20 protein-coding genes and 1 pseudogene are annotated in these 19363 nt (G+C 67.5%); 14 read left to right on the forward strand and 7 right to left on the reverse strand.

The genetic code is table 11. From position 1 onward, the window contains the following. Nucleotides 1–21: 21 nt before the first annotated feature. From AC3WLC_RS17455 to AC3WLC_RS17465, 3 genes are all read right to left on the reverse strand, one after another. Complete coding sequence (locus AC3WLC_RS17455; RefSeq protein ID WP_493685165.1) at nt 22–588, reverse strand: ImmA/IrrE family metallo-endopeptidase; 567 nt, start codon at nt 586–588, stop codon at nt 22–24. A gap of 61 nt (nt 589–649) precedes the next feature. Next, nucleotides 650–1612 carry a Gfo/Idh/MocA family protein gene (locus tag AC3WLC_RS17460; RefSeq protein WP_493685166.1) on the reverse strand — a complete coding sequence of 321 codons (963 nt, stop codon included), beginning with the start codon at nt 1610–1612 and terminating at the stop codon, nt 650–652. A 57-nt stretch (nt 1613–1669) separates the two neighbouring features. Beyond that, nucleotides 1670–2896 carry a GGDEF domain-containing protein gene (locus AC3WLC_RS17465; protein ID WP_493685167.1) on the reverse strand — a complete coding sequence of 409 codons (1227 nt, stop codon included), beginning with the start codon at nt 2894–2896 and terminating at the stop codon, nt 1670–1672. A gap of 168 nt (nt 2897–3064) precedes the next feature. On the opposite strand from AC3WLC_RS17465, the gene AC3WLC_RS17470 reads away from it, so the two are divergent. Together AC3WLC_RS17470 and tenA are read left to right on the forward strand one after the other, a co-directional pair. Next, a complete protein-coding gene (locus AC3WLC_RS17470; protein WP_493685168.1) occupies nt 3065–3985 on the forward strand; it encodes a MerR family transcriptional regulator in 921 nt (306 codons plus the stop codon). A 77-nt stretch (nt 3986–4062) separates the two neighbouring features. Then, nucleotides 4063–4722, forward strand: a complete 660-nt coding sequence (gene tenA / locus AC3WLC_RS17475; protein ID WP_493685169.1) for a thiaminase II — start codon at nt 4063–4065, stop codon at nt 4720–4722. A gap of 218 nt (nt 4723–4940) precedes the next feature. Here the strand turns inward: tenA and AC3WLC_RS17480 are convergent. The 3 genes and pseudogenes from AC3WLC_RS17480 to AC3WLC_RS17490 form a co-directional block, all read right to left on the reverse strand. Next, nucleotides 4941–5084: pseudogene (locus AC3WLC_RS17480) on the reverse strand (ABC transporter permease); the annotation flags it as partial. A 4-nt stretch (nt 5085–5088) separates the two neighbouring features. Then, nucleotides 5089–6693, reverse strand: a complete 1605-nt coding sequence (locus AC3WLC_RS17485) for an ABC transporter substrate-binding protein (RefSeq protein WP_493685170.1) — start codon at nt 6691–6693, stop codon at nt 5089–5091. A 118-nt stretch (nt 6694–6811) separates the two neighbouring features. Then, nucleotides 6812–7669, reverse strand: a complete 858-nt coding sequence (locus AC3WLC_RS17490; protein ID WP_493685171.1) for a LysR family transcriptional regulator — start codon at nt 7667–7669, stop codon at nt 6812–6814. Nucleotides 7670–7896: 227 nt separating this feature from the next. Between AC3WLC_RS17490 and AC3WLC_RS17495 the strand changes: the two genes are divergently transcribed. The 8 genes from AC3WLC_RS17495 to AC3WLC_RS17530 all read left to right on the forward strand — a co-directional run bounded on the left by AC3WLC_RS17495 (nt 7897) and on the right by AC3WLC_RS17530 (nt 14588). Continuing rightward, nucleotides 7897–8370, forward strand: a complete 474-nt coding sequence (locus tag AC3WLC_RS17495) for a nucleoside deaminase (protein ID WP_493685172.1) — start codon at nt 7897–7899, stop codon at nt 8368–8370. Then, nucleotides 8367–9590, forward strand: a complete 1224-nt coding sequence (locus tag AC3WLC_RS17500; protein ID WP_493685173.1) for a cyanate transporter — start codon at nt 8367–8369, stop codon at nt 9588–9590. Before AC3WLC_RS17495 ends, AC3WLC_RS17500 begins: the two co-directional genes overlap by 4 nt. Nucleotides 9591–9645: 55 nt before the next feature. Then, on the forward strand, nt 9646–10842 hold the full coding sequence (locus AC3WLC_RS17505; protein WP_493685174.1) for an amidohydrolase family protein: 1197 nt from the start codon (nt 9646–9648) through the stop codon (nt 10840–10842). 204 nt (nt 10843–11046) lie between these two features. After that, nucleotides 11047–11502 carry an ester cyclase gene (locus AC3WLC_RS17510; RefSeq protein ID WP_346362813.1) on the forward strand — a complete coding sequence of 152 codons (456 nt, stop codon included), beginning with the start codon at nt 11047–11049 and terminating at the stop codon, nt 11500–11502. A 197-nt stretch (nt 11503–11699) separates the two neighbouring features. Further along, on the forward strand, nt 11700–12797 hold the full coding sequence (gene ada, locus AC3WLC_RS17515; protein WP_493685403.1) for a bifunctional DNA-binding transcriptional regulator/O6-methylguanine-DNA methyltransferase Ada: 1098 nt from the start codon (nt 11700–11702) through the stop codon (nt 12795–12797). A 19-nt stretch (nt 12798–12816) separates the two neighbouring features. Beyond that, nucleotides 12817–13458 carry a DNA-3-methyladenine glycosylase family protein gene (locus AC3WLC_RS17520; RefSeq protein WP_493685175.1) on the forward strand — a complete coding sequence of 214 codons (642 nt, stop codon included), beginning with the start codon at nt 12817–12819 and terminating at the stop codon, nt 13456–13458. 73 nt (nt 13459–13531) lie between these two features. Further along, a complete protein-coding gene (gene alkB / locus AC3WLC_RS17525; protein ID WP_493685176.1) occupies nt 13532–14182 on the forward strand; it encodes a DNA oxidative demethylase AlkB in 651 nt (216 codons plus the stop codon). 154 nt (nt 14183–14336) lie between these two features. Beyond that, complete coding sequence (locus AC3WLC_RS17530) at nt 14337–14588, forward strand: hypothetical protein (protein ID WP_493685177.1); 252 nt, start codon at nt 14337–14339, stop codon at nt 14586–14588. Nucleotides 14589–14616: 28 nt separating this feature from the next. Here the strand turns inward: AC3WLC_RS17530 and AC3WLC_RS17535 are convergent, their stop codons facing one another. Next, nucleotides 14617–15126 (reverse strand): methylated-DNA--[protein]-cysteine S-methyltransferase, encoded by a 510-nt coding sequence (locus AC3WLC_RS17535; protein WP_493685178.1) that lies wholly within the window; start codon nt 15124–15126, stop codon nt 14617–14619. Between the two features lie 241 nt (nt 15127–15367). On the opposite strand from AC3WLC_RS17535, the gene AC3WLC_RS17540 reads away from it, so the two are divergent. From AC3WLC_RS17540 to selD, 4 genes are read left to right on the forward strand one after another with little or no spacing between them, the layout of a single operon-like run. Beyond that, on the forward strand, nt 15368–15967 hold the full coding sequence (locus tag AC3WLC_RS17540) for a TlpA family protein disulfide reductase (protein ID WP_493685179.1): 600 nt from the start codon (nt 15368–15370) through the stop codon (nt 15965–15967). Then, nucleotides 15964–17061 (forward strand): transglutaminase-like domain-containing protein, encoded by a 1098-nt coding sequence (locus AC3WLC_RS17545; protein WP_493685180.1) that lies wholly within the window; start codon nt 15964–15966, stop codon nt 17059–17061. Before AC3WLC_RS17540 ends, AC3WLC_RS17545 begins: the two co-directional genes overlap by 4 nt. 54 nt (nt 17062–17115) lie before the next feature. Next, nucleotides 17116–18261: a cysteine desulfurase family protein gene (locus AC3WLC_RS17550; RefSeq protein ID WP_493685181.1), complete on the forward strand. Its 1146-nt coding sequence runs from the start codon at nt 17116–17118 to the stop codon at nt 18259–18261. Between the two features lie 16 nt (nt 18262–18277). After that, nucleotides 18278–19354 (forward strand): selenide, water dikinase SelD, encoded by a 1077-nt coding sequence (gene selD, locus AC3WLC_RS17555; RefSeq protein ID WP_493685182.1) that lies wholly within the window; start codon nt 18278–18280, stop codon nt 19352–19354. Nucleotides 19355–19363: the final 9 nt, after the last annotated feature.

Consider the following 19363-nt stretch of genomic DNA (forward strand, 5'->3'; position numbering starts at 1 on the left):
AGCGGACGAACCGCAAGCGGCTCAGAGGTCGAGCTCGGCCTGTCGCAATGGCAGGGCCCGCGCGCTCTCGCCCGATCGCAGCTCGCTATGGCGCACGATCGCGGCGCTCATGCTGACCCGATAGCGCTCGCTCAGCGCCGTCGCGTCGAGCCTGCGCACGGCCGGCGTATCCGGAATCAGGAAGGCGGCGGCATAGCGCCGGGCCTGGTATTCCATCGAGCGCAGCTTGGCCGAGACCCGCTCGGCCCGGCCGCCGGCCGGCGCGCGGTTGAGATTGCCGTCATGGCCGAGCAGGGCATGGCCGACCTCGTGCGCAACCGTCATCAGCGCCCTGCCCTCGCCACGCGCTGCCGCCTGGAACACGGTTTCCGGGATCAGCAACCGCTTTCCCTGCGAATCCCACTGCGCCTCGGCCGCGCCGAGCGCGCCGTCCGGCACGCGCTCATGGGAGAACTCGGGATAGCGCGCCGCGAGCCTGGTCAGCAGCACAGCGACCTCGACGGCCTCGTCATCATGGAAGCCGAGCCCACGCCGATGCGCCAGCGCGCGAGCGTCGATCTGTGCATCGGTGAGGAAGGCATGGCGCATCGGCAGGCCTCCTGAGCCCGCCGATCATAGACCTCCCGCCATGTCGCCTCAATGAAGGCGTCTAGCTGGCCAGAATCGCCTCGACGATCTCCTGCACGTTGAGCGCTTCCTCCAGCGTCGCCAGCTGATGCGCCTCTCCATGCGCCAGCCTGGCGACACCTTCGAGCTGCCGCTTCAGCGCGACCGGGCGCGCCTCGAGCTGGGTCAGCGCATCCGGCGCCCGCTGCCAGGAACCGTCCTGCTGGCGCTGCTCGGCCAGCGACCAGTCGCACAGCCTGATCGCACCGCCCTCACCTTCCAGCATCCAGATGTTGTGGTCGTCCTTCTGGGTCGTGCCGACGCTGCCGGTGAGCGTCACCGGGATATCGCCGGCCATCAGCCGCGCCTCGATCCGGCGTTCCGACTTGCCCGCCTCCGGGAACGACACGCTCGCTTGCAGGCCGTGCAGCTTGCCGCCGAGCCGGCGGCTCAGGAAGAGGAAATGCGAGACGACCTCGCGGGTGAAGCCGCCCTGCTCGCGCCGGTCGAGCCAGCCGGCCGCATCGGCCTGCCAGGAGCGCGGCCAGGTGGCGAAAGCGACCTCGATCGCGATCCGCCGGTTGTCGCCGACGCTGCCGGCCCACTCCTGCAGTTGCGACACCGCCGGCGAAGAGGCGAAGGGGAAGTTGACCGCCCCGCGCCCGCCTGCCTCGGCGACGAAGGCGCGGGAATCGGCGACGTCGATCGCCAGCGGCTTCTCGCAGAAGACGCTCTTGCCGGCGGCGAGCGCGACGCGGGCATGGCCGAGATGCGAGGCCGGCGGGGAGGCGATGTAGACGCAGTCGCTCGCCGCGATCACGGCGGCCGCGTCGGGCTGCTGCGCGACCTGTGGCAGCTCGCCCGCGATCCGTGCCATCGCCTCGCCGGACGGATCCCAAATCCCGGCAGCGCGCACCAGCTCCGGAGATTGCGCCAGGATCGCGCGCAGCATGCGCTCGCCCATGATGCCGGCGCCGATCAGGCCGATGGAAACGGGTGCGGACATGGGATTCTCTCGTGGCAGCAGGACGGATGCCGCATAGCAGCTCGGTAGCGCGGCAGGCTACCCCGCCAGGCGTTCGCCGTCCTCGCCCAGCTCGACCCGGTTGCGACCCGAGGCTTTGCCGGCATAGAGCGCCGCATCGGCGCGCCGGTAGAGATCGACCGCCGTCTCCTGCCCGTCGAAGCCGACCGCCCCCATACTGACGGTGATATACTGCGCCGTCGGCGAAGCGGCATGCTCGATCCTGAGCTCGGCGATCGCCTGCGCGACACGCTGCAGCCGCTCCTGCGCCTTCTCCGGCGTGGCATCGTAGAGCAATAGCCCGAATTCCTCGCCGCCGAGCCGCCCGACCATGTCCATCGGCGGGCGCAGCCTGCTGTCGATGGCGCGGGCGATCAGGGCCAGCGCGACGTCGCCGGCCTGGTGGCCATAACGGTCGTTGTAGCGCTTGAAATGGTCGACATCGAGCACGGCGAAGACGACCGGCGCACGCTCGCGCCGCGCCTGCAGCAGCGCCATCGCGACATGTTCTTCGAAGCCGCGCCGGTTGGCGACGCCAGTGAGCGCATCCGACATCGCCCGGCTGTGCAGCATGCGACGCAATAGGAACTGGTCGCGTTCGGCCCGCTCGCGCAGCCAGGCACCGACGGCGCTGACGAAGACGGCGAAGAACAGCAGGATCGATAGCCGGCCGTGCTCGGCCAATTGCGTTGGCTCGAGCATCAGCAAGCCGAGGCCGGTAGTGAACACCGCGATCAGCAAGGCGATGCTCAGGCTCTGGAAGAAGGTCAGCCCGACCGGCAGGAACACCGCAGCGATGATCACGAGCTGCGCGATGTCCGCCTGCGGCAGCCCCCGCAGCTTGTACATGTTGGCGATGAAGGCGCAGGTCACGCCGATCAGCGCCAGCGCCAGCATGGTGAGGTGGTGATAGCCATAGGCTTGGCGATTGCGGCGCACGACCCAGACCAGGCGCAGGATCACGGCAAGCGTCCCGAGCCGCAGCAGGACAGCGAGCTCGACGAAGACGTCCCGGCTGTCGATCGCGATTAGATTGTCGAGACGCGTCAGGTCGAGCCCGATGAAGGTCAGCCAGATGCCGAGCGCCGTGATCAGGCAGACCAGCGTGCTGCGGCGCTGCTCCGTGCGCATGTGGTGCCGATATTCACGTTCCAACGCCGGCTCGAAACCGAGCCCGTCGACATGGCGCGGCCCGGCAACGACGCTCGGCGTGTCGCTCGCCGGCTCGGTGTGCCGGGATATCGGATCGTGGCGTGGGGCGTGCACGCGCAGGACAATGGCCGCGACTGGCTAACGCCGCTTTGACGCATTGCCAGAGATACACGGCTTTCGCCGAACAGGGTTTCCCGCCCCCTTTCGCGATCACTCGCATTCGAACGATTGCCGCCCCAGGGCGCTTGACCCTCCATCTGATGGAGACGCTAGGACGCTCTCATGACGACTTTCGACCAGCGCTACACCATCGGCGAGCTCGCACGCCTCTGCGCCGTACCCGTGCGGCGCATCCGCTTCTATTCCGACAAGGGGCTGCTGCCGCCGGCGACCCGCACCATGGCGAACTACCGCGTCTATTCCGACGCCGATGCGGCCCGGCTCGACCTGATCCAGGCATTGCGGGCCATGGGCGTCGGCCTCGCCGCGATCCGGGGCATCCTCGCCCGTAAGGGATCGCTGGCCGAGTTGCTGGCGCTGCGCCTCTCGGCGCTCGAAGCGGAGATCGCCGGCAAGCGCCGGATCGCAGCGACCTTGCGCGCCGCCCTGCGCCATCCCGAACCCACCGCCGACGACCTCAGGAGACTATGGACCATGACCAGCCTGTCCAATGCCGACATGCGCAGCCTGACCGAACGCTTCTACGACGAGGTCACCGGCGACCGGATGAACCCGGAATGGCGGCAGAAGGCGATCGCAGCCGGCGCGCCCGAACTTCCCGATGATCCGACGCCGGAGCAGATCGACGCCTTCGCCGAGCTCAGGGCGATGCTATCAGACGAAACCGTCATCGCCAGCGCCAAGGCGGACGCCGCGGCGATGTGGACGCCGGACTTCGACCCGGCCGCCTATCATGCCGCCGCCGAGCGCATCTTCGCTGACGTCCGCAAGGCGATGGCGGCGGGCGAGGCCCCGGCTTCGCAGACCGGCCGCGCCATCGCCGGGGATTGGCTGGAGGCCTCGGCCAAGGCGATGAAACGCGAGCCGGACGAGAGCTTCCGCACCTGGCACCTCGACCAGTACCGCCGCCACCATGAGCGTTCGCTGCGCTACCAGCAGTTGCTCGCGACCTTGCGCGGCGAAGATGCGCCCGGCCGCGAATGGTGGTGGATCAACGAGGCGATGACGGCGCTGGTGCTGTAGCGTCTGAGCTTCGGCTTCCTCCCGTCTCCGACTGGGCTAAGACTGCGGCCAGCGATTCCCGTTGCGAGAGGGCGGCCGTGGACATTTTCGACCGGTTGAAGGCCGCCGCGGCGGCGGATTGGGCTTCCTATGTCGAGCATGATTTCGTCCGGCAGATGGGCGACGGCTCGTTGCCCGAGGCGGCGTTCCGGACCTATCTCGTCCAGGACTATCTCTTCCTGATCCAGTTCGCCCGCGCCTATGCGCTGGCGGCCTATAAGAGCCGCAATCTCGCCGACATGCGCGCCGCCAAGGCGGGCCTGTCGGCGATCCTCGACCTCGAAATGGACCTGCATGTCCGGCTCTGCGGCCACTGGGGGCTTTCGCCCGAGCAGCTCGAAGCCGCGCCCGAGCACCGGGCGACGGTCGCCTACACCCGCTTCGTGCTCGATTGCGGCGTTTCGGGCGACCTGCTCGACCTTCATGTCGCGCTCAGCCCCTGCATCGTGGGCTATGCCGAGATCGGCGCCCGCCTCGCCAAGGAGATCGGACCGGCCCTCGAAACCCATCCCTATCGCGACTGGATCGGCGAATACGCCGGCGAGCCCTATCAGCAGGTCGCTCGCGACGCCCGCCGCCATCTCGATGCGCTCGCGGCACGAGCGATGACGGAAGCGCGCTTTTCCGAGCTTGCCGCCCTCTTCGGCCAGGCCTCGCGGCTGGAAGCCGACTTCTGGCAGATGGGGCTGACTGCTTAGATCATCGCGCGTCCGATCGGACGCGGTCACGATGATCTATCACTTTGTTATCGCATCGGATTTTTCCGAAAAGTGGATTCCACTTTTCGGTCCGATGCTATAGGCGCCTCGCTCGCCACAGACGAAAAATGCCCTTCCGGCATGAAGCCGGAAGGGCGAGTTGCGCGGAGAGTGGACGTGTCGAGCTTTCGCTCCCCGCGGGGAAAGTGGTGAAGGCTTCAGAACCGCTTCAGCAGACGTGGATCGAGCGCGTCGCGCAGGCCGTCGCCCAGCATGTTGATGGCGAGCACGGTGACCGACAGGAACAGCGCCGGAAACAGGATGATGTAGGGCTTGATCTGCCAGAGCGCCCTGCCCTCGGCCGGCCTAGCCCTTGGCCGTCATCGTGAAGAACAGCGGCCGCTGCAGCTGGACGTCGACGAGGTTGCGCCGATAGCCGCTCACCGTCGCGAAGGCGCCGAGCGGGATATAAGGCACGTCGATCAGGGCCTGCTTCTGGATCTCCTCGCAGAGCTTCTTCTGCGCCGCCTCGTCGGGCGCATCGAGCCATTGCTGGCGCAATTCCTCCAGCCGCGGATTGGTCGGCCAGCCGACCCAGGCGTCCTTGCCGTTGCCGCGCAGGCCGATATGCCCGACCGGATTGAAATTGCTCATCCCCGAAAAGGCGGTGAGGAAGACGTTCCAGCCGCCCTTGCCCGGCGGCTCCTGGCTCTGGCGCCGCTGCATCAGCGTGCCCCAGTCCATGGCCTGGATGTCGACGTTGAGGCCGACCTTCTTCAGCGTATCAGCGGCGAGCAGCGTGCAGGGGTGCGTCCAGGGATAGTCGACAGGGTCGAGCACGACGACGGGCTCGCCCTTGTAGCCGGCGGCCTTGATCTCCTCCGCCGCCTTCTTGACGTCGCGGGGGCTGGTGAGGACCTCGAGCCCGACTGTGGTCGTCATCGGCGAATCCGGGCTGAAGAAGCCGACGCCCGACTGCCAGAACTCCTGGTTCTCCTCGCCGAACGTGCCGGCCATGATCTCCTTCTGGTCGAAGGCCTTGAGCAGCGCCTGCCGGATCGCCGGGTTGTTGAAGGGCGGCTGCAGATGGTTGAAGCGCATGATCGCGAAATTCGGCGTCGTGCGCGGCAGCAGCTGGATGTTGGGATCGGCCTTCAGCACCGGCAGGAAGTCGGCCCCCACCATCTCGACCATGTCGATCTCGCCGGCCTGGAGGGCGGCCGCGGCCGTCGAGGCATCGGCGATGACGTGCCAGATGATCCGCTCGAAATGAGCGATCTTCGGGCCGGCGGTATAGCTCGGCGCGAAACTGTCGCTGCGCGGCTTGTAGCCGGCGAACTTCTCGAAGACCGCCTTCGATCCGGAGACCCATTCACTCTTCACGAAGCGATAGGGCCCGCTGCCGATGCTTTCGCGGACCTGCTCGTTCGGCGAGGTATTGGCCAGGCGCTCCGGCATGATCGCCGGCATGTTCGAACCGCTCGTCGCGAGCGTCATCGGCAGCAGCGGGAACGGCTTCTTGAGCTTGAACACCAGCGTGCGGTCATCCGCGGCGGTCAGCGCGTCGACCACGGCGAGCAGTGCCGCGCCCATGAAGTCGCGCTTGCCCCAGCGGGTGATGCTGGCGACGCAGTCCTTGGCGAGGACCGGCTGGCCGTCATGGAACTGCAGCCCGTCGCGCAGCTTCACCGTCCATTGCAGCTTGTCGTCCGAGACGACATGCCCTTCGGCCATCTGCGGATGGACGTTGTAGTCCTTGTCGAAGCCATAGAGCGTGTCGAACACCAGGTGGCCATAGACCTGGACGATGGTCGAGGTGCTCCAGACCGGGTCGAGGATGTTCAGGTCCGCTTCGGGAATGTAGCGGAGCTCCTTCTTGCCGGCTGCATGCGCCGGCGCCGTGAAGAAGGGCGCCAATTGCGCCAGAAGGGCTGATTGGGCGGCATATTTCAGGAGGTCGCGGCGTCTCATCCCTGTCTCTCCCCGTTGTCGGTGTCGTTGGGGAGATCATGATCTCGCGCAGATCATGCGCAAATTAAATTATCCAATCCAGATTATCCAATACCTGAATGACAAGACTCCGACGCGCTCACGCCTGACCACCAGTGTTGAAGCGCTCGGCCAGCACCGCCCTCATGCTCTGGACCAGCGCTGCGGTCGGCCCGCTCTTCTCCCAGGAATAGAGCGAGACCACGATCGCGGGCTCCTGGCCCAAAGGGGCATAGAGGCGCAGGCGCCGGCCGGCAGTGGCCTCGATCGGCAGTAGCGACAGCCCTAGCCCCGCCTCGACCGCGACGAGGACATTGAGCAGGCTGCTACCCGAGAAGGCGATGTACCAGCGCCGGCGCTCGCGCTCGATCCGCTCGAACATGGCGTCGCGATAGAGCCCGCCAGGCGGAAACGTGACCAGCGGCAACGGGTCAGGCCACGCCTCGGGCGCATCGGCACTCTCGAACCAGGCGATCGGCTCCGGAAAGGTCGCCTGATGGTCCGAACTGGCAGACGCCTCCTTGACGACGACGATGTCGAACTCGCCGGCGCGATAGCGCCTGGTGAGATCGCGGCTCAGCCCTGCGACGACGTCGAGCCGGATTTCCCGGTGCTGGCTGGTGAAGCCGGCGAACACCTTCGCCATCGCCCCGGTCACGATATCCTCCGGCACGCCGATGCGGATCGAGGCCGTGCCGGCAGGATCCGCGAGCATGCTCTGCGCCTCATGCTGAAGCGACAGGATCCGCCTCGCATAGCCCAGCAGGCGCTCGCCCGATGCCGTCGGCTGGACAGGGCGGGCGATGCGATCGATCAACGCGATCCCGACGGCATCCTCCAGCCGGGCGAGCTGCTGGCTGATGGTCGATTGCGTCATGTTCAGTCGTTCGGCGGCCTGGGTGAAGCTGCCCGCATCGGCGATGGCGACGAAGGACCGGAGAAGGCGTGGGTCAAGCATGGGCCTGTGCGGGCGGGCGGGAATCGGCAATCGCCTCCGCCGAATGGCGGGGCGGTGCCCTGATCATTCACAGATCCACTGGCCGGCATCCAGACATTTAATTTTCAAATACGTGTCGACACTTCTATCTGGTTACCGGGCCGGTCGTGCGGCGCCCCTGACTCGTCCTCTGGCGGGCCGGCTGGATTGGGGCGCGGCGTATCCGGCATGCGACTAAGGAGCGGATGATGAGCGAAGCGCAACGCTTTCTCTGCGAGGCCATCGAGCTCGCGCAAGCCAATATGGAAAGCGGCGGACGGCCCTTCGGGGCACTGGTCGTCAAGGACGGCAAGGTTGTCGCCACCGGTGTCAACGAGATCATCGCCAGCAACGACCCGACCGCCCATGCCGAGCTGATGGCGCTCCGCGCGGCCGGCCGTGCGCTCGGCTCGCCCAACCTGGCGGGTTGCACCGTCTATGCCAGCGGCCACCCCTGCCCGATGTGCATGGCCGCGATGCGGCTCTCCGGCGTTGCCCGCGTCTACTACGCCTATTCGAACGACGACGGCGCGCCCTATGGCCTCTCCACGGCGGCGATCTATGCCGAGCTGGCCAAGTCCTTCTCGGACCAGTCAATGAAGGCCGGCCACCTGCCGGTTCGGCTCGACGATCGACCGGACCTGTACGCGGAATGGAAGCGCCGGCAGGCAGGGCCGGCATGAGTCCCGGGAGGCACCCGTCCGACCCGTCCCGGCTGCTGCTTCTGATCGCTGTCGTGCTCGTGGGCCTGAACCTCAGGCCGTTCCTCGCGGGGATCGGGCCGCTCGCGCCGCAAATTCAACGGGCGACGGGCCTCGCCTATCAGAGCATGTCGCTCTTCACCCTCGTGCCGATGGCGCTGATGGGGCTATGCGCCTTCGCCGGCCCATGGCTGCAGCGCGTTATGGGCGCGCGCGGCGCGGTCGTCGGCGCCCTCACCCTGCTTTGCCTCGCCTCCGCCGCGCGCCTCGTCATCGAGGACGGATATGCGCTGATCGCGACCGGAGCCCTGTGCGGCCTCGGCGTCGCGGTCGTCCAGTCCGTCTTTCCGGGCATCATCAAGGCGCATTTCCCCAGCCGGGTCGCGATCGTGATGGGGCTCTACTCCGCGATGCTGATGGGCGGGGGCGCGCTCGGCGCCCAAGTCTCGCCGATCATCGCGGATCTCGCCGGCAGCTGGCATGTCGGCCTCGCCTGGATCGCCGTGCCGGCGGCCCTCGCAGCCCTGGCCGCGGCCGTCGCCTTGCCGCGTGATCGATCGTCCCAGCCGGGTGCGCTGCGGGTCGGGCTGTTGCTGCGCCGGCCGCGCACCTGGCTGCTGATGGCCTGCTTCGGCCTGGTGAACGGCGGCTATTCCTCGATCATCGCCTGGCTCGCGCCCTACTACCAGGCGCTCGGCTGGACCGGCGCCGCCAGCGGAACGCTGCTGGCGATCATGGCGGCGAGCCAGGCCGTCGCCGCGCTCGCCATGCCGATCCTCGCCGCGCGTCGCCGGGACCGGCGGCTTTGGATCTGCCTGTCGCTCGGCTTCCAGGTCGCCGGCTTCGCCGGGCTCGCGTTCTGGCCCGGGCTGTTGCCGGTGGGCTGGACCATGCTGGTCGGCGCCGGTCTCGGCGGCAGCTTCGCCCTCTCCATGATCGTGGCGCTCGACCATCTGGAGAACCCGGCCGATGCCGGGGCGCTGTCGGCGCTGATGCAGGGCGGCGGCTTCCTGCTCGCTGGGCTGCCGCCCTGGATCATGGCGGTCCTGCACGACCAGACCGGCAGCTTCGCCGCCGGCTGGCTGATGCATCTGGCTTGCGCGGCGCTGGTCGCGCTCCTGTCGCTGCGCTTCGTCCCGCATGGCTATGCGCGGTCGATGAAGCTTCCGGCCGGAGCTGAGCCGCTGGCTGCACATCGCTGAGAAAACACGGAAATTCGCCCGGCAGCGCGCCGGACCTGGAGAGAGGAAACGAAAGATGGCCGAAGAGCTCTTGATCCGGAACGTCCGGCCCGCCGGCGGAGCGGCGACGAATGTCCTGATCCGTGATGGCAGGATCGCTGCCATCGGTATGGATGCGACCTCAACCGGCGGTGCCGTGTTCGACGCCGGCGGCCGGCTGATGATCCCCGGCCTGGTCGAGGCGCACACCCATCTCGACAAGAGCTTCTGGGGCATGGGCTGGCAGCGTCATACGGCCGGGCCGAGCCTGATCGAGAAGATCGAAACCGAGCGCCGCAATCGCCGCGAGCTCAAGCTCGATCCCGATCGGCAGTCGGAGCGGCTCGCCAGCCAGATGATCAGGATGGGCACCACCCATATCCGCAGCCATGTCGACGTCGACACCGAGGTCGGCCTTGCCGGTATCGAGGGCGTCATGGCCATGCGCGAGCGGCTCAAGGACGTGGTCGACATCGAGATCGTCGCCTTCGCCCAGTCGGGCCTGCTGATCCGGCCCGGCACGCTCGAATTGGTCGACCGGGCGATGGCGCTCGGCTCCGAGGTCGTCGGCGGCCTCGATCCCTGCGCCGTCGATCGCGACCCGAAGGGCCATCTCGACGCGATCTTCGCGCTGGCGCAGAAATACGGCCGGCCGCTCGATATCCATCTGCATGAGCGCGGCGAGATGGGCGCCTTCTCGATGGACCTGATCCTGGAGCGGACGCGCGCGCTCGGCATGCAGGGCAAGGTCGCGATCAGCCACGCCTTCTGCCTGGGCATGCCGGACGTCGACAATGCCCGCCGGCTGCTCGACGACCTCGCCAGGGAACGCGTCACGCTCGTCACCACCGCCCCGGCCGCCTCGCCGGCGCCGTCGGTCCAGGCCTGCATCGCGGCCGGCGTGGTGATCGCCGGCGGCTCCGACGGCGTCCGTGACAGCTGGAACCCCTATGGCATGGGCGACATGCTGGAGCGGGCGATGCTTGTCGGCCTGCGCAACAATTTCCGCCGCGACGAGGAGGTGCAGCTGGCGCTCGACGTCTGCACCTATGGCGGCGCCAAGGTGATGGAGCTGGCCGATTATGGGCTCGACATCGGCTGCGTCGCCGACCTGGTGATCCTGCCCGGTGAAACCGTGGTCGAAGCCGTGGTGGCGCGTCCCGCCGACCGGACGGTCGTGAAGCGCGGCAGGATCGTCGCCCGGCACGGCGAATTGGTCGGGCAAGCGGCCTGAGATCGGGCCTGTTTCGGCGCCGTTGCGCGTTCGCGGAGCCGAAAGGCCTGCTGGCTGCAAGGTGGCCAGCCGGGCGGCAACGCAGTCGTCGTCGGTTTGAAGGCATGAATCGGAGTTCTGGAAAGCAGCCGCCCTCCTATCCCTTCGCCTGGGTTGTCGAGCGTTTTCGACGACCGACCGAAGTCGATGGAAGGATGTTTTCCAATGAGCAAGCAGGATGACAACAAGGCCGTCGTCGGTCGTTGGTTCACCGAGTTCTGGGGCAAGGACGTCAATCTTGCGGTCATCGACGAGATCGCAGCGCCGGACATGCTTCTGCAGTACTCGCTGCATGAGCCGCGCCGCGGCCGGGACGACATCAGGGCGTTCATGACCGATTTCCGCGCGGCCTTCCCGGACCTCAACTTCTGGGGCACGGCCGACCTGATCGCCGAAGGCGACTATGTCGTCGGCCAGTGGGAAGGCGGCGGCACCCATACCGGCGCAGCCTTCGACGATGTCCTGGTCGGCTACCAGGCCCTTCCGGCCGCCTCCGGCCGCAAGATGCATTTCACCGGCACGACCGTCCTGAAGGTCGTCGACGGCAAGATCGTCGAGGAGATCGGCCTGGACGACGGCCTGACGGCGATGACGCAGCTCGGCCTGATCAAGGCCGTCTGAGCCGAACGAGGCAACGCTTTGGGCCCGCGCTGAAAGCGCGGGCCTTTTCTTTATCGCCACCCTTGGTCTTTCAGGAGCGTTCTGCATCGGCTCAGCAGGAACCGGGTGGGAGGCAATCCGATTTGGCGGCAAGGATCGGAGTGTGACGGACGCAGATCGGGAGCACGGTCGAGCCAGGACGATCCGAGATGACAGCCATGACAATCACCGCGAAATCCATGCCATCGCAGCCCATGAAGGCGCTTCCGGTCACGGAGGATCCGCGCTGGGCGCGCATCGTCGCGCGCGACAAGAGCGCCGACGGCCAGCTCTGGTATTCCGTCGCGACGACCGGGGTCTATTGCCGTCCGTCCTGCCCGTCGCGGACCGCCAATCCCAAGAACGTCGCGCTGCACGATACGCTGGAGAGCGCCCGGGCCACCGGTTTCCGACCGTGCCGACGCTGCAATCCCGATGGCCCCTCGCTCGCCTGCGAGAATGCCGGGCTGGTCGCCAACGCCTGCCGGATCATCGAGGAGAGCGAGGAGGAACCGTCCCTCGAACACCTCGCCGAAGCGGTCGGGCGCAGCCCCAGCTATTTCCATCGCGTCTTCAAGGCGGCGACAGGTCTGACGCCGAAGGACTATGCCACGGCCGACCGGGCCAGGAAGGTCCGCCATGGCCTCGACGCCTGCGACAGCATCACCGAGGCGATCTATGACGCCGGCTTCAACTCGAGCGGCCGCTTCTACGAGAAATCGACCGGCATGCTCGGGATGACCCCGTCGCAATACCGGGCGGGCGGCGCCAACGAGGAGATCAAGTTCGCGGTCGGCCAGACCTCGCTCGGCGCCATCCTGGTCGCGTCGAGCACCAAGGGCGTCGCGTCGATCCTGCTCGGTGATGATCCGGATCAGCTGGTGCGCAATCTGCAGGATCGCTTCCCGAAGGCGCGCCTGATCGGCATGGACCGCGAATACGAGGCGCTGATCGCCCGCGTCTGCGGCTTCGTGGAGAATCCGGGCATCGGCCTCGACCTGCCGCTCGATGTCCGCGGCACCGCTTTCCAGCGGCGCGTCTGGCAGGCGCTCCAGGATATCCCCGTCGGCCAGCGGGTCTCCTACGCGGAGATCGCCCGCCGCATCGGGGCGCCGACCGCGATGCGCGCCGTCGCCGGCGCCTGCGCCGCCAACAACCTCGCGGTTGCCATCCCCTGTCATCGCGTGGTCCGCAATGACGGCGCGCTCTCAGGCTATGCCTGGGGCGTCGAGCGCAAGCGCGCGCTGCTTGATCGGGAGGCGGCGCAAACCGCATGAGCAACACCACGGACGCTTGATGAACCTGTTTGCACGCTACGACGCATCCGTCGCTTTTCTCGCCGGCCTCGACGGGGACTGGGCAAGACTCATCGCCCTCGTCGGCCCGTGCCGGCACGATCCCAAGGCCGCCCGCGAGCCCTATGAGGCGCTGGTGCGGGCCATCGCCTATCAGCAGCTCACCGCCAAGGCCGGGGACGCCATCATCGGCCGCCTCAAGGCGCTGTTCGAGGGCCGTGCCTTTCCCGGTCCGGAAGACCTGATCGCGGCCGAGTTCGACGCCCTGCGCGCCTGCGGCTTCTCGGCCAGCAAGATCGCCACGATCAAGGCGATCGCGGAAGGCGCGATCACCGGCACGATTCCCAGCCGCGAAACCGCCGCCGCGATGACAGATGAGGAGCTCATCGATCGGATCGTGGCGATCAAGGGCATAGGCCGTTGGACCGTCGAGATGCTGCTGATGTACTCGCTGGAGCGGATGGACATCCTGCCGGCCGACGATTTCGGCGTGCGCGAGGGCTATCGCGCGCTCAAGTCGCTGCCCGAGCAGCCCAAGCCCAAGGCGCTGCGCGAGATATCGAAGACCTGGGCCCCGCATCGCACGGTCGCGGCCTGGTACCTTTGGCGGATGCCGCGCGAGCGCGGAAACGTCCTGGCCTAGCGGACAATCGCCATGTCGCAGCGACAGCCACCCATGGCCCTTGCCATAGAACTGGAAACCGATCGGCCACAGCATGCTCGATCTGTTTGAGACCCTCGCCCCGCTCAATCCGCCGGCCGAGACCATGGCCGAGGGCGCCATGCTGCTGCGCGGCGCCGCCCTTCCGTTCGAGACGGAGCTTCTCGCCGCGCTGGACGACATCACCAGCCAGGCGCCGTTCCGGCACATGGTCACGCCGGGAGGGTTCGTGATGTCCGTCGCGATGACGAATTGCGGCGTGGCAGGCTGGGTCACGGACCGCACCGGCTATCGCTATGACCGCAACGACCCGCAGACCGGCCGCCCCTGGCCAGCCATGCCTGCGAGCTTCCTCGCGCTGGCGACGGCAGCCGCCACGCAGGCCGGCTATCCGGATTTCCGGCCGGATGCCTGCCTGATCAATCGCTACGAGCCGGGAGCCAGGCTCTCGCTTCACCAGGATAAGAACGAGCGCGATTTCGCCAACCCGATCGTCTCTGTCTCGCTCGGCCTGCCGGCGATCTTCCAGTTCGGCGGCCTCAAGCGCAACGATCCGGTGAGGAAATATGCCCTGCGGCACGGGGACGTCGCCGTATGGGGCGGCCCGTCGCGCCTGTTCTATCACGGGGTTCCCGAGTTGAAGGACGGCGTCCACGCAACTGTCGGGCGCATGCGCATCAATCTCACCTTCCGCGGAGCGCTGTGACGCCCTTGTTTCTTCCGCTTTGACGACAACAACCGGAGTGATGCCGGGGCGATCTCACGGCCTGATATGCTATCGTTTGGATGGTCGCCGCTGACGCTGCCGGAGCCTTTGCGGCCCGACGCGATCGGCGACCGGAAGAGAGAAAGTTTCACCGATGTTTTCGCGCGGCGGATTCGACGCCAGGACGAGCGGAGGCAAGCTCCCCGGAACGGAGGAGGCCATCGACGCCTTGGTCGCGCTCGCCAGGGACAATCCCGACAAGGCGCTGGTCATGAGCTATATCGGCCGGCTCGTCGCCGACGGCTTCGCCGCCTGGGAGATGCTCGACAACGGGGAAGTCGAGGTTCGCTTCACCTCCGGCGAAACATACCTGCTCGCAGAGACCACGATCCTGCGGCTTGCTTGATCTGCCGGGAGCGCGGATGCCGGGCATGTCAATGCTCCTGCTTGCCCTGCTCGCGCGCCAGCAGCACGCGCTTGCGCCGGACGCCCCAGCGATAGCCGGAGATCGAGCCGTCCTTCTTGATGACGCGATGGCACGGAACGATGAGCGCGATCGCGTTGTTCGCGATCGCCTGCGTCACCTCGCGCGGATCGCGCGTGCCGAGCCTGGCGGCCAGCGCCCCATAGGTCGTCGTCTGTCCGGACGGGATCTCCCGCAGCATCGTCCAGACGTTCACCTCATAGGCCGTCCCGCGCATGTCGAGCGGCAGGTCGCAATCCCTGGCCGGATCGTCGATCAGCCCCGTCACCGTCGCGACGACCTCCGCCAGCCCATCCTGGCTCCGATGCAGCTCGGCCTCTGCAAGGCGTGCCCGCAAAGCCTCTTCCATCGCCTCGCGCGTCGAGCCGAATTCCAGCGCCACGATGCCCTTGTCGGACAGGGCGATGATGAAATCGCCGAGGGAGCTGATCCCCCATGCAAAGCGAATGATCTCACGCATTGTTTTTGCCTTCTTGTTTCAATGCGTTGGACCTTAGATCCCGGATCCGGCCGCGCCTCCCCGGCTCTTGCTTTCAAATCGAAAATCATGCCGGGAAGGGACGCCTCCGGCCGAACCCCGGACCTCCGGCTTCCCAGCCATCCATCGTCGGATCGGGACGTGCGGTCGGGCCGAGCCGTGCTCTCGTTTCCGTGCGAAAGTAGAAATTGACGTCTCGCCGGGCTTGCCGCCAAGATGCGGTGTGGTCGCCGTCACGGCTCCCGAGTTTCGGGGCGCTCATCGACTGAATTCCAGGCTGGGACTGCTCCGGCGCATCCTGCTGGCCAGTTGCTGGCTTTGCGTCGTCAGTGCGCCCGGTTCGGCCGGTGAGTTCAAGCCGTGGGCCGCCGAGACAGCCCCGACGCTCGCCCTCGACCGGCTCGACGGCCCCGCCATCGCTCTTGCCGAGCTGCGCGGCCGCCCCGTCATCGTCCATTTCTTTGCGACCTGGTGCGCGCCCTGCATCGAGGAGATGACCTCGCTCAATGCGCTCGCCGCGACTGCGAAGGACGGCACGGCCATCCTCGCGGTCAATGTCGGCGAGGTCGATGCGCGCGTGCGGACCTTCTTCCGCGACCGTCCGGTCGCCTTCCCTATCCTGCTCGATCGCGACCGCGCCACGATGAAGGCCTGGACCGTCGAGGGCCTGCCGACCAGCTTCGTGCTCGACCGCGACCTCAAGCCGGCGCTGAAGACCGAGGAACCGCTGGACTGGACCAGCCCGCCGATCATGGCGGCGCTCGCCGCTCTGCCGTCCGAACGATCGAGAAAAGACAACGGGGAAGAGGAGACATCGCAATGATCAGCCGTCGCGACATGTTGAAGACCGGCGCCGCCGCTGCGGCGGCGCTGTCCGTCCCGCGCTTCGCTGCCGCGCAGGACGCGCCCTTCGCGCCGAAGCCGGGCGCCTGGCGTGATTTTTCGGTGGCGACCCGTCTCGACCTGTCGGCGAGCGGCAAGGCCCAGGCTTGGATCCCCCTGCCATCGGTGCGGGAGGACGAGTGGATCAAGCCCGGCAAGAACAGCTGGGAGACCAATGCGATCTCGGCCGAGGTGGTACGCGATCCGAAATACGGCGCCGAGCTGTTGCATCTCGTCTTCAAGGATGGCGAGAGCGCGCCGAGCGTCGAAGTCCGCAGCCGGTTCTCGCTGCGCGACCGAGCGGAGGATCTCGGCACGACAAGCGCCGTCCCGGCCTTGAGCGCCGCCGACCAAAAGCTCTATCTCGAAGCGACCGAGCTGATGCCGACCGACGGCATCGTCAAGGAGACAGCCGAGAAGGCCGCGGCCGGCAAGGCTGGTGATCTCGACCGGGCCCGGGCGATCTATGAATGGGTCGTCGCCAACACCTTCCGCGATGCCAAGACACGGGGCTGTGGCACCGGCGACGTCGCCTCGATGCTGCGAACCGGCAATCTCGGCGGCAAATGCGCCGATCTCAACGCGCTCTATGTCGCCTTGGTCCGCAGCGTCGGCATCCCGGCCCGCGACATCTACGGCATCCGCGTCGCGCCCTCGAAGTTCGGCTACAAGAGCCTTGGGGCAGGGTCGGAGGTCATCACCAAGGCGCAGCATTGCCGCGCCGAGATCTGGCTCGACGGCTATGGCTGGGTCGCGACCGATCCGGCCGATGTCCGCAAGGTCGTGCTGGAGGAGCCGCCCGGCAACAACGCGGTCGACAATCCCAAGGTCGCCGCGGCACGGCAGGTGCTGTTCGGCGCCTGGGAGGGCAACTGGCTCGGCTACAATGTCGCGCACGACCTCGCCTTGCCGGGCTCGAAGCACAAGATCGGCTTCCTGATGTATCCGCAGGCGGAGGTCGCCGGAGCGCTGCTCGACTGCCTCGATCCCGACACCTTCAAATACACGATCAAGGCGGCCGAACTGACGGCCTGAACCCGATCGCAGGGCGAAGGCGAACCCTTCGCCCTGCCCCTGCAAGGATTTGCGATGCAGCCGGTCTATCTCGACTACAACGCCACGACACCGGTCGCGCCCGAGGTGCTCGCGGCGATGATGCCATTCCTGACCGGCAGCTTCGGCAATCCTTCGTCCAGCCATGTGCTCGGCCGGCAGGCGCATGCTGCGGTCGAGCGCGCGCGGGCCGAGGTCGCCGGGCTGATCGGCGCGGAGCCGGACGAGATCCTGTTCACCGGCGGCGGGACGGAGTCGAACAACCTGGCGATCCGGGGCTCGCTCGCCCCTGATGATCGCCGCGCCATCGTCACCACCGCGATCGAGCACCCGGCCACCGAGGAATGCTGCCGCTTGCACGAGGTGGCCGGACGCGTTGTCCGGCGCGTCGCCGCCGGTCCTGGCGGCATCGTCCGCAGCGCCGATATGGCGAAGGCGATCGATCAGGACGTCGGGCTGGTCACGGTCATCCTGGCGCAAAACGAGATCGGCACCTTGCAGCCGGTCGCCGACATTTCCGCCCTCGCGCGCTCCGCCGGCGCCCTGGTCCATACCGATGCGGCGCAGACCGTCGGCAAGCTGCCCGTCGATGTCCGAGAGCTCGGCGTCGATCTCCTGTCGATCGCCGGCCACAAGCTCAATGCCCCGAAAGGTATCGGCGTCTTGTTCATCCGCCGCAGCGTGACCGTCAGGCCGGTGCTGGTCGGCGGCGGGCAGGAACGCGGCATCCGGCCCGGCACTGAGAATGTCCCCTATATCGTCGGCCTCGGCGCCGCCTGCGCCCTGGCCGGCGAGCGACTGAAGCATCGGTGTCCCGCGCTTGCGGCCTTGAGCCAAAGGCTGCTGGCCGGCCTGCGCGAGGCCGTGCCTGGACTGGTGCTGGTCGGCGATCCCGAGCGCCGGCTGCCGAACACGCTGAACGTCCTCTTCCCCGGCGTCTCCGGGCGGCGCCTGCTCGAAAGCTGCCCCGCGGTGATGGCCTCGGTCGGCTCGGCCTGCCATGCCGATAACGAGGAGCCGTCCGCCATCCTGACCGCGCTCGGTTTCGAGCGTGAGGCGGCGCTCGGCGCCGTCAGGCTTTCGCTCGGCTGGGACAGCACGGCCGAGGATATCGACACCGCGATCACGGAGCTTGCCGGCTCCTGGCGCTCGCTCGCATCGGCACAGCAGAGCGCCGCTTGATAGGGAGAACTGAGAAATGAGCGACACGATCGAGCGCGAAGCCCCGCCGCGTACCGCTGCACCGCGCCTGACCAGCCTGGCCCATGGCGGCGGCTGCGGCTGCAAACTCGCGCCCTCGGTGCTGCAGCAATTGCTGGCTGACCATCCGGCTGCCGGCCCCTACAAGCAACTGCTCGTCGGCACCGAGACCGGCGACGATGCCGCCGTCTGGCAGGTCGACGACGAGACCTGCGTGGTCGCGACCACGGATTTCTTCATGCCGATGGTCGACGATCCCCGCGATTTCGGCCGTATCGCCGCGACCAATGCGATCTCCGACGTCTATGCCATGGGCGGGACGCCGATCATGGCGCTCGCCATCCTCGGCATGCCGCTCGACAAGCTGCCGGTTGAGGTCACCCGCGAGATCCTGAAGGGCGGCGCCTCGATCTGCGCCGAGGCCGGCATCCCCGTCGCTGGCGGCCATTCGATCGACGCGCCCGAGCCGATCTATGGCCTAGCCGTCATCGGCCTGCTGAAGCCGAAGAACCTGCGCCGCAACAGTGGGGCGAAGCCGGGCGATGCGCTGATCCTGACCAAGGCGCTCGGCGTCGGCATCTATTCCGCCGCCTTCAAGAAGGAGCAATTGTCGCCCGAGGCCTATGACGAGATGATCGCCTCGGTGACGCTGCTCAATCGTGTCGGCACCGAACTCGCCAGGGATGCCGACGTGCACGCGATCACCGACGTCACCGGCTTCGGTATCCTTGGCCACGGGCTCGAAATGGCGCGCGGCTCCGATGCAACGTTAAAGTTGCGGCTGGCCGACCTGCCGTTCCTGTCCCAGGCCGAGCGGCTGGCGCGCGACGGGCGCGTCACCGGCGCCTCGCATCGCAACTGGACGAGCTATGGCGACGGCATCGATCTGCCGGCCGGCTTGCCGGACTGGCAGCGCCATCTCCTGACCGATCCGCAGACCTCCGGCGGGTTGTTGGTCTCCTGCGCGGCTGGCAGGGCGCAGGATCTGCTCGCGCGCATCAAGGCAGCCGGTTACCCAGCGGCCCGGATCATCGGCACGGTCGAAGCCGGCCCGGGTCGTGTGGCCGTGGGATGACGTGACGCC

It is taken from the genome of Allobosea sp. GW821-FHT03A12, from assembly GCF_058986765.1.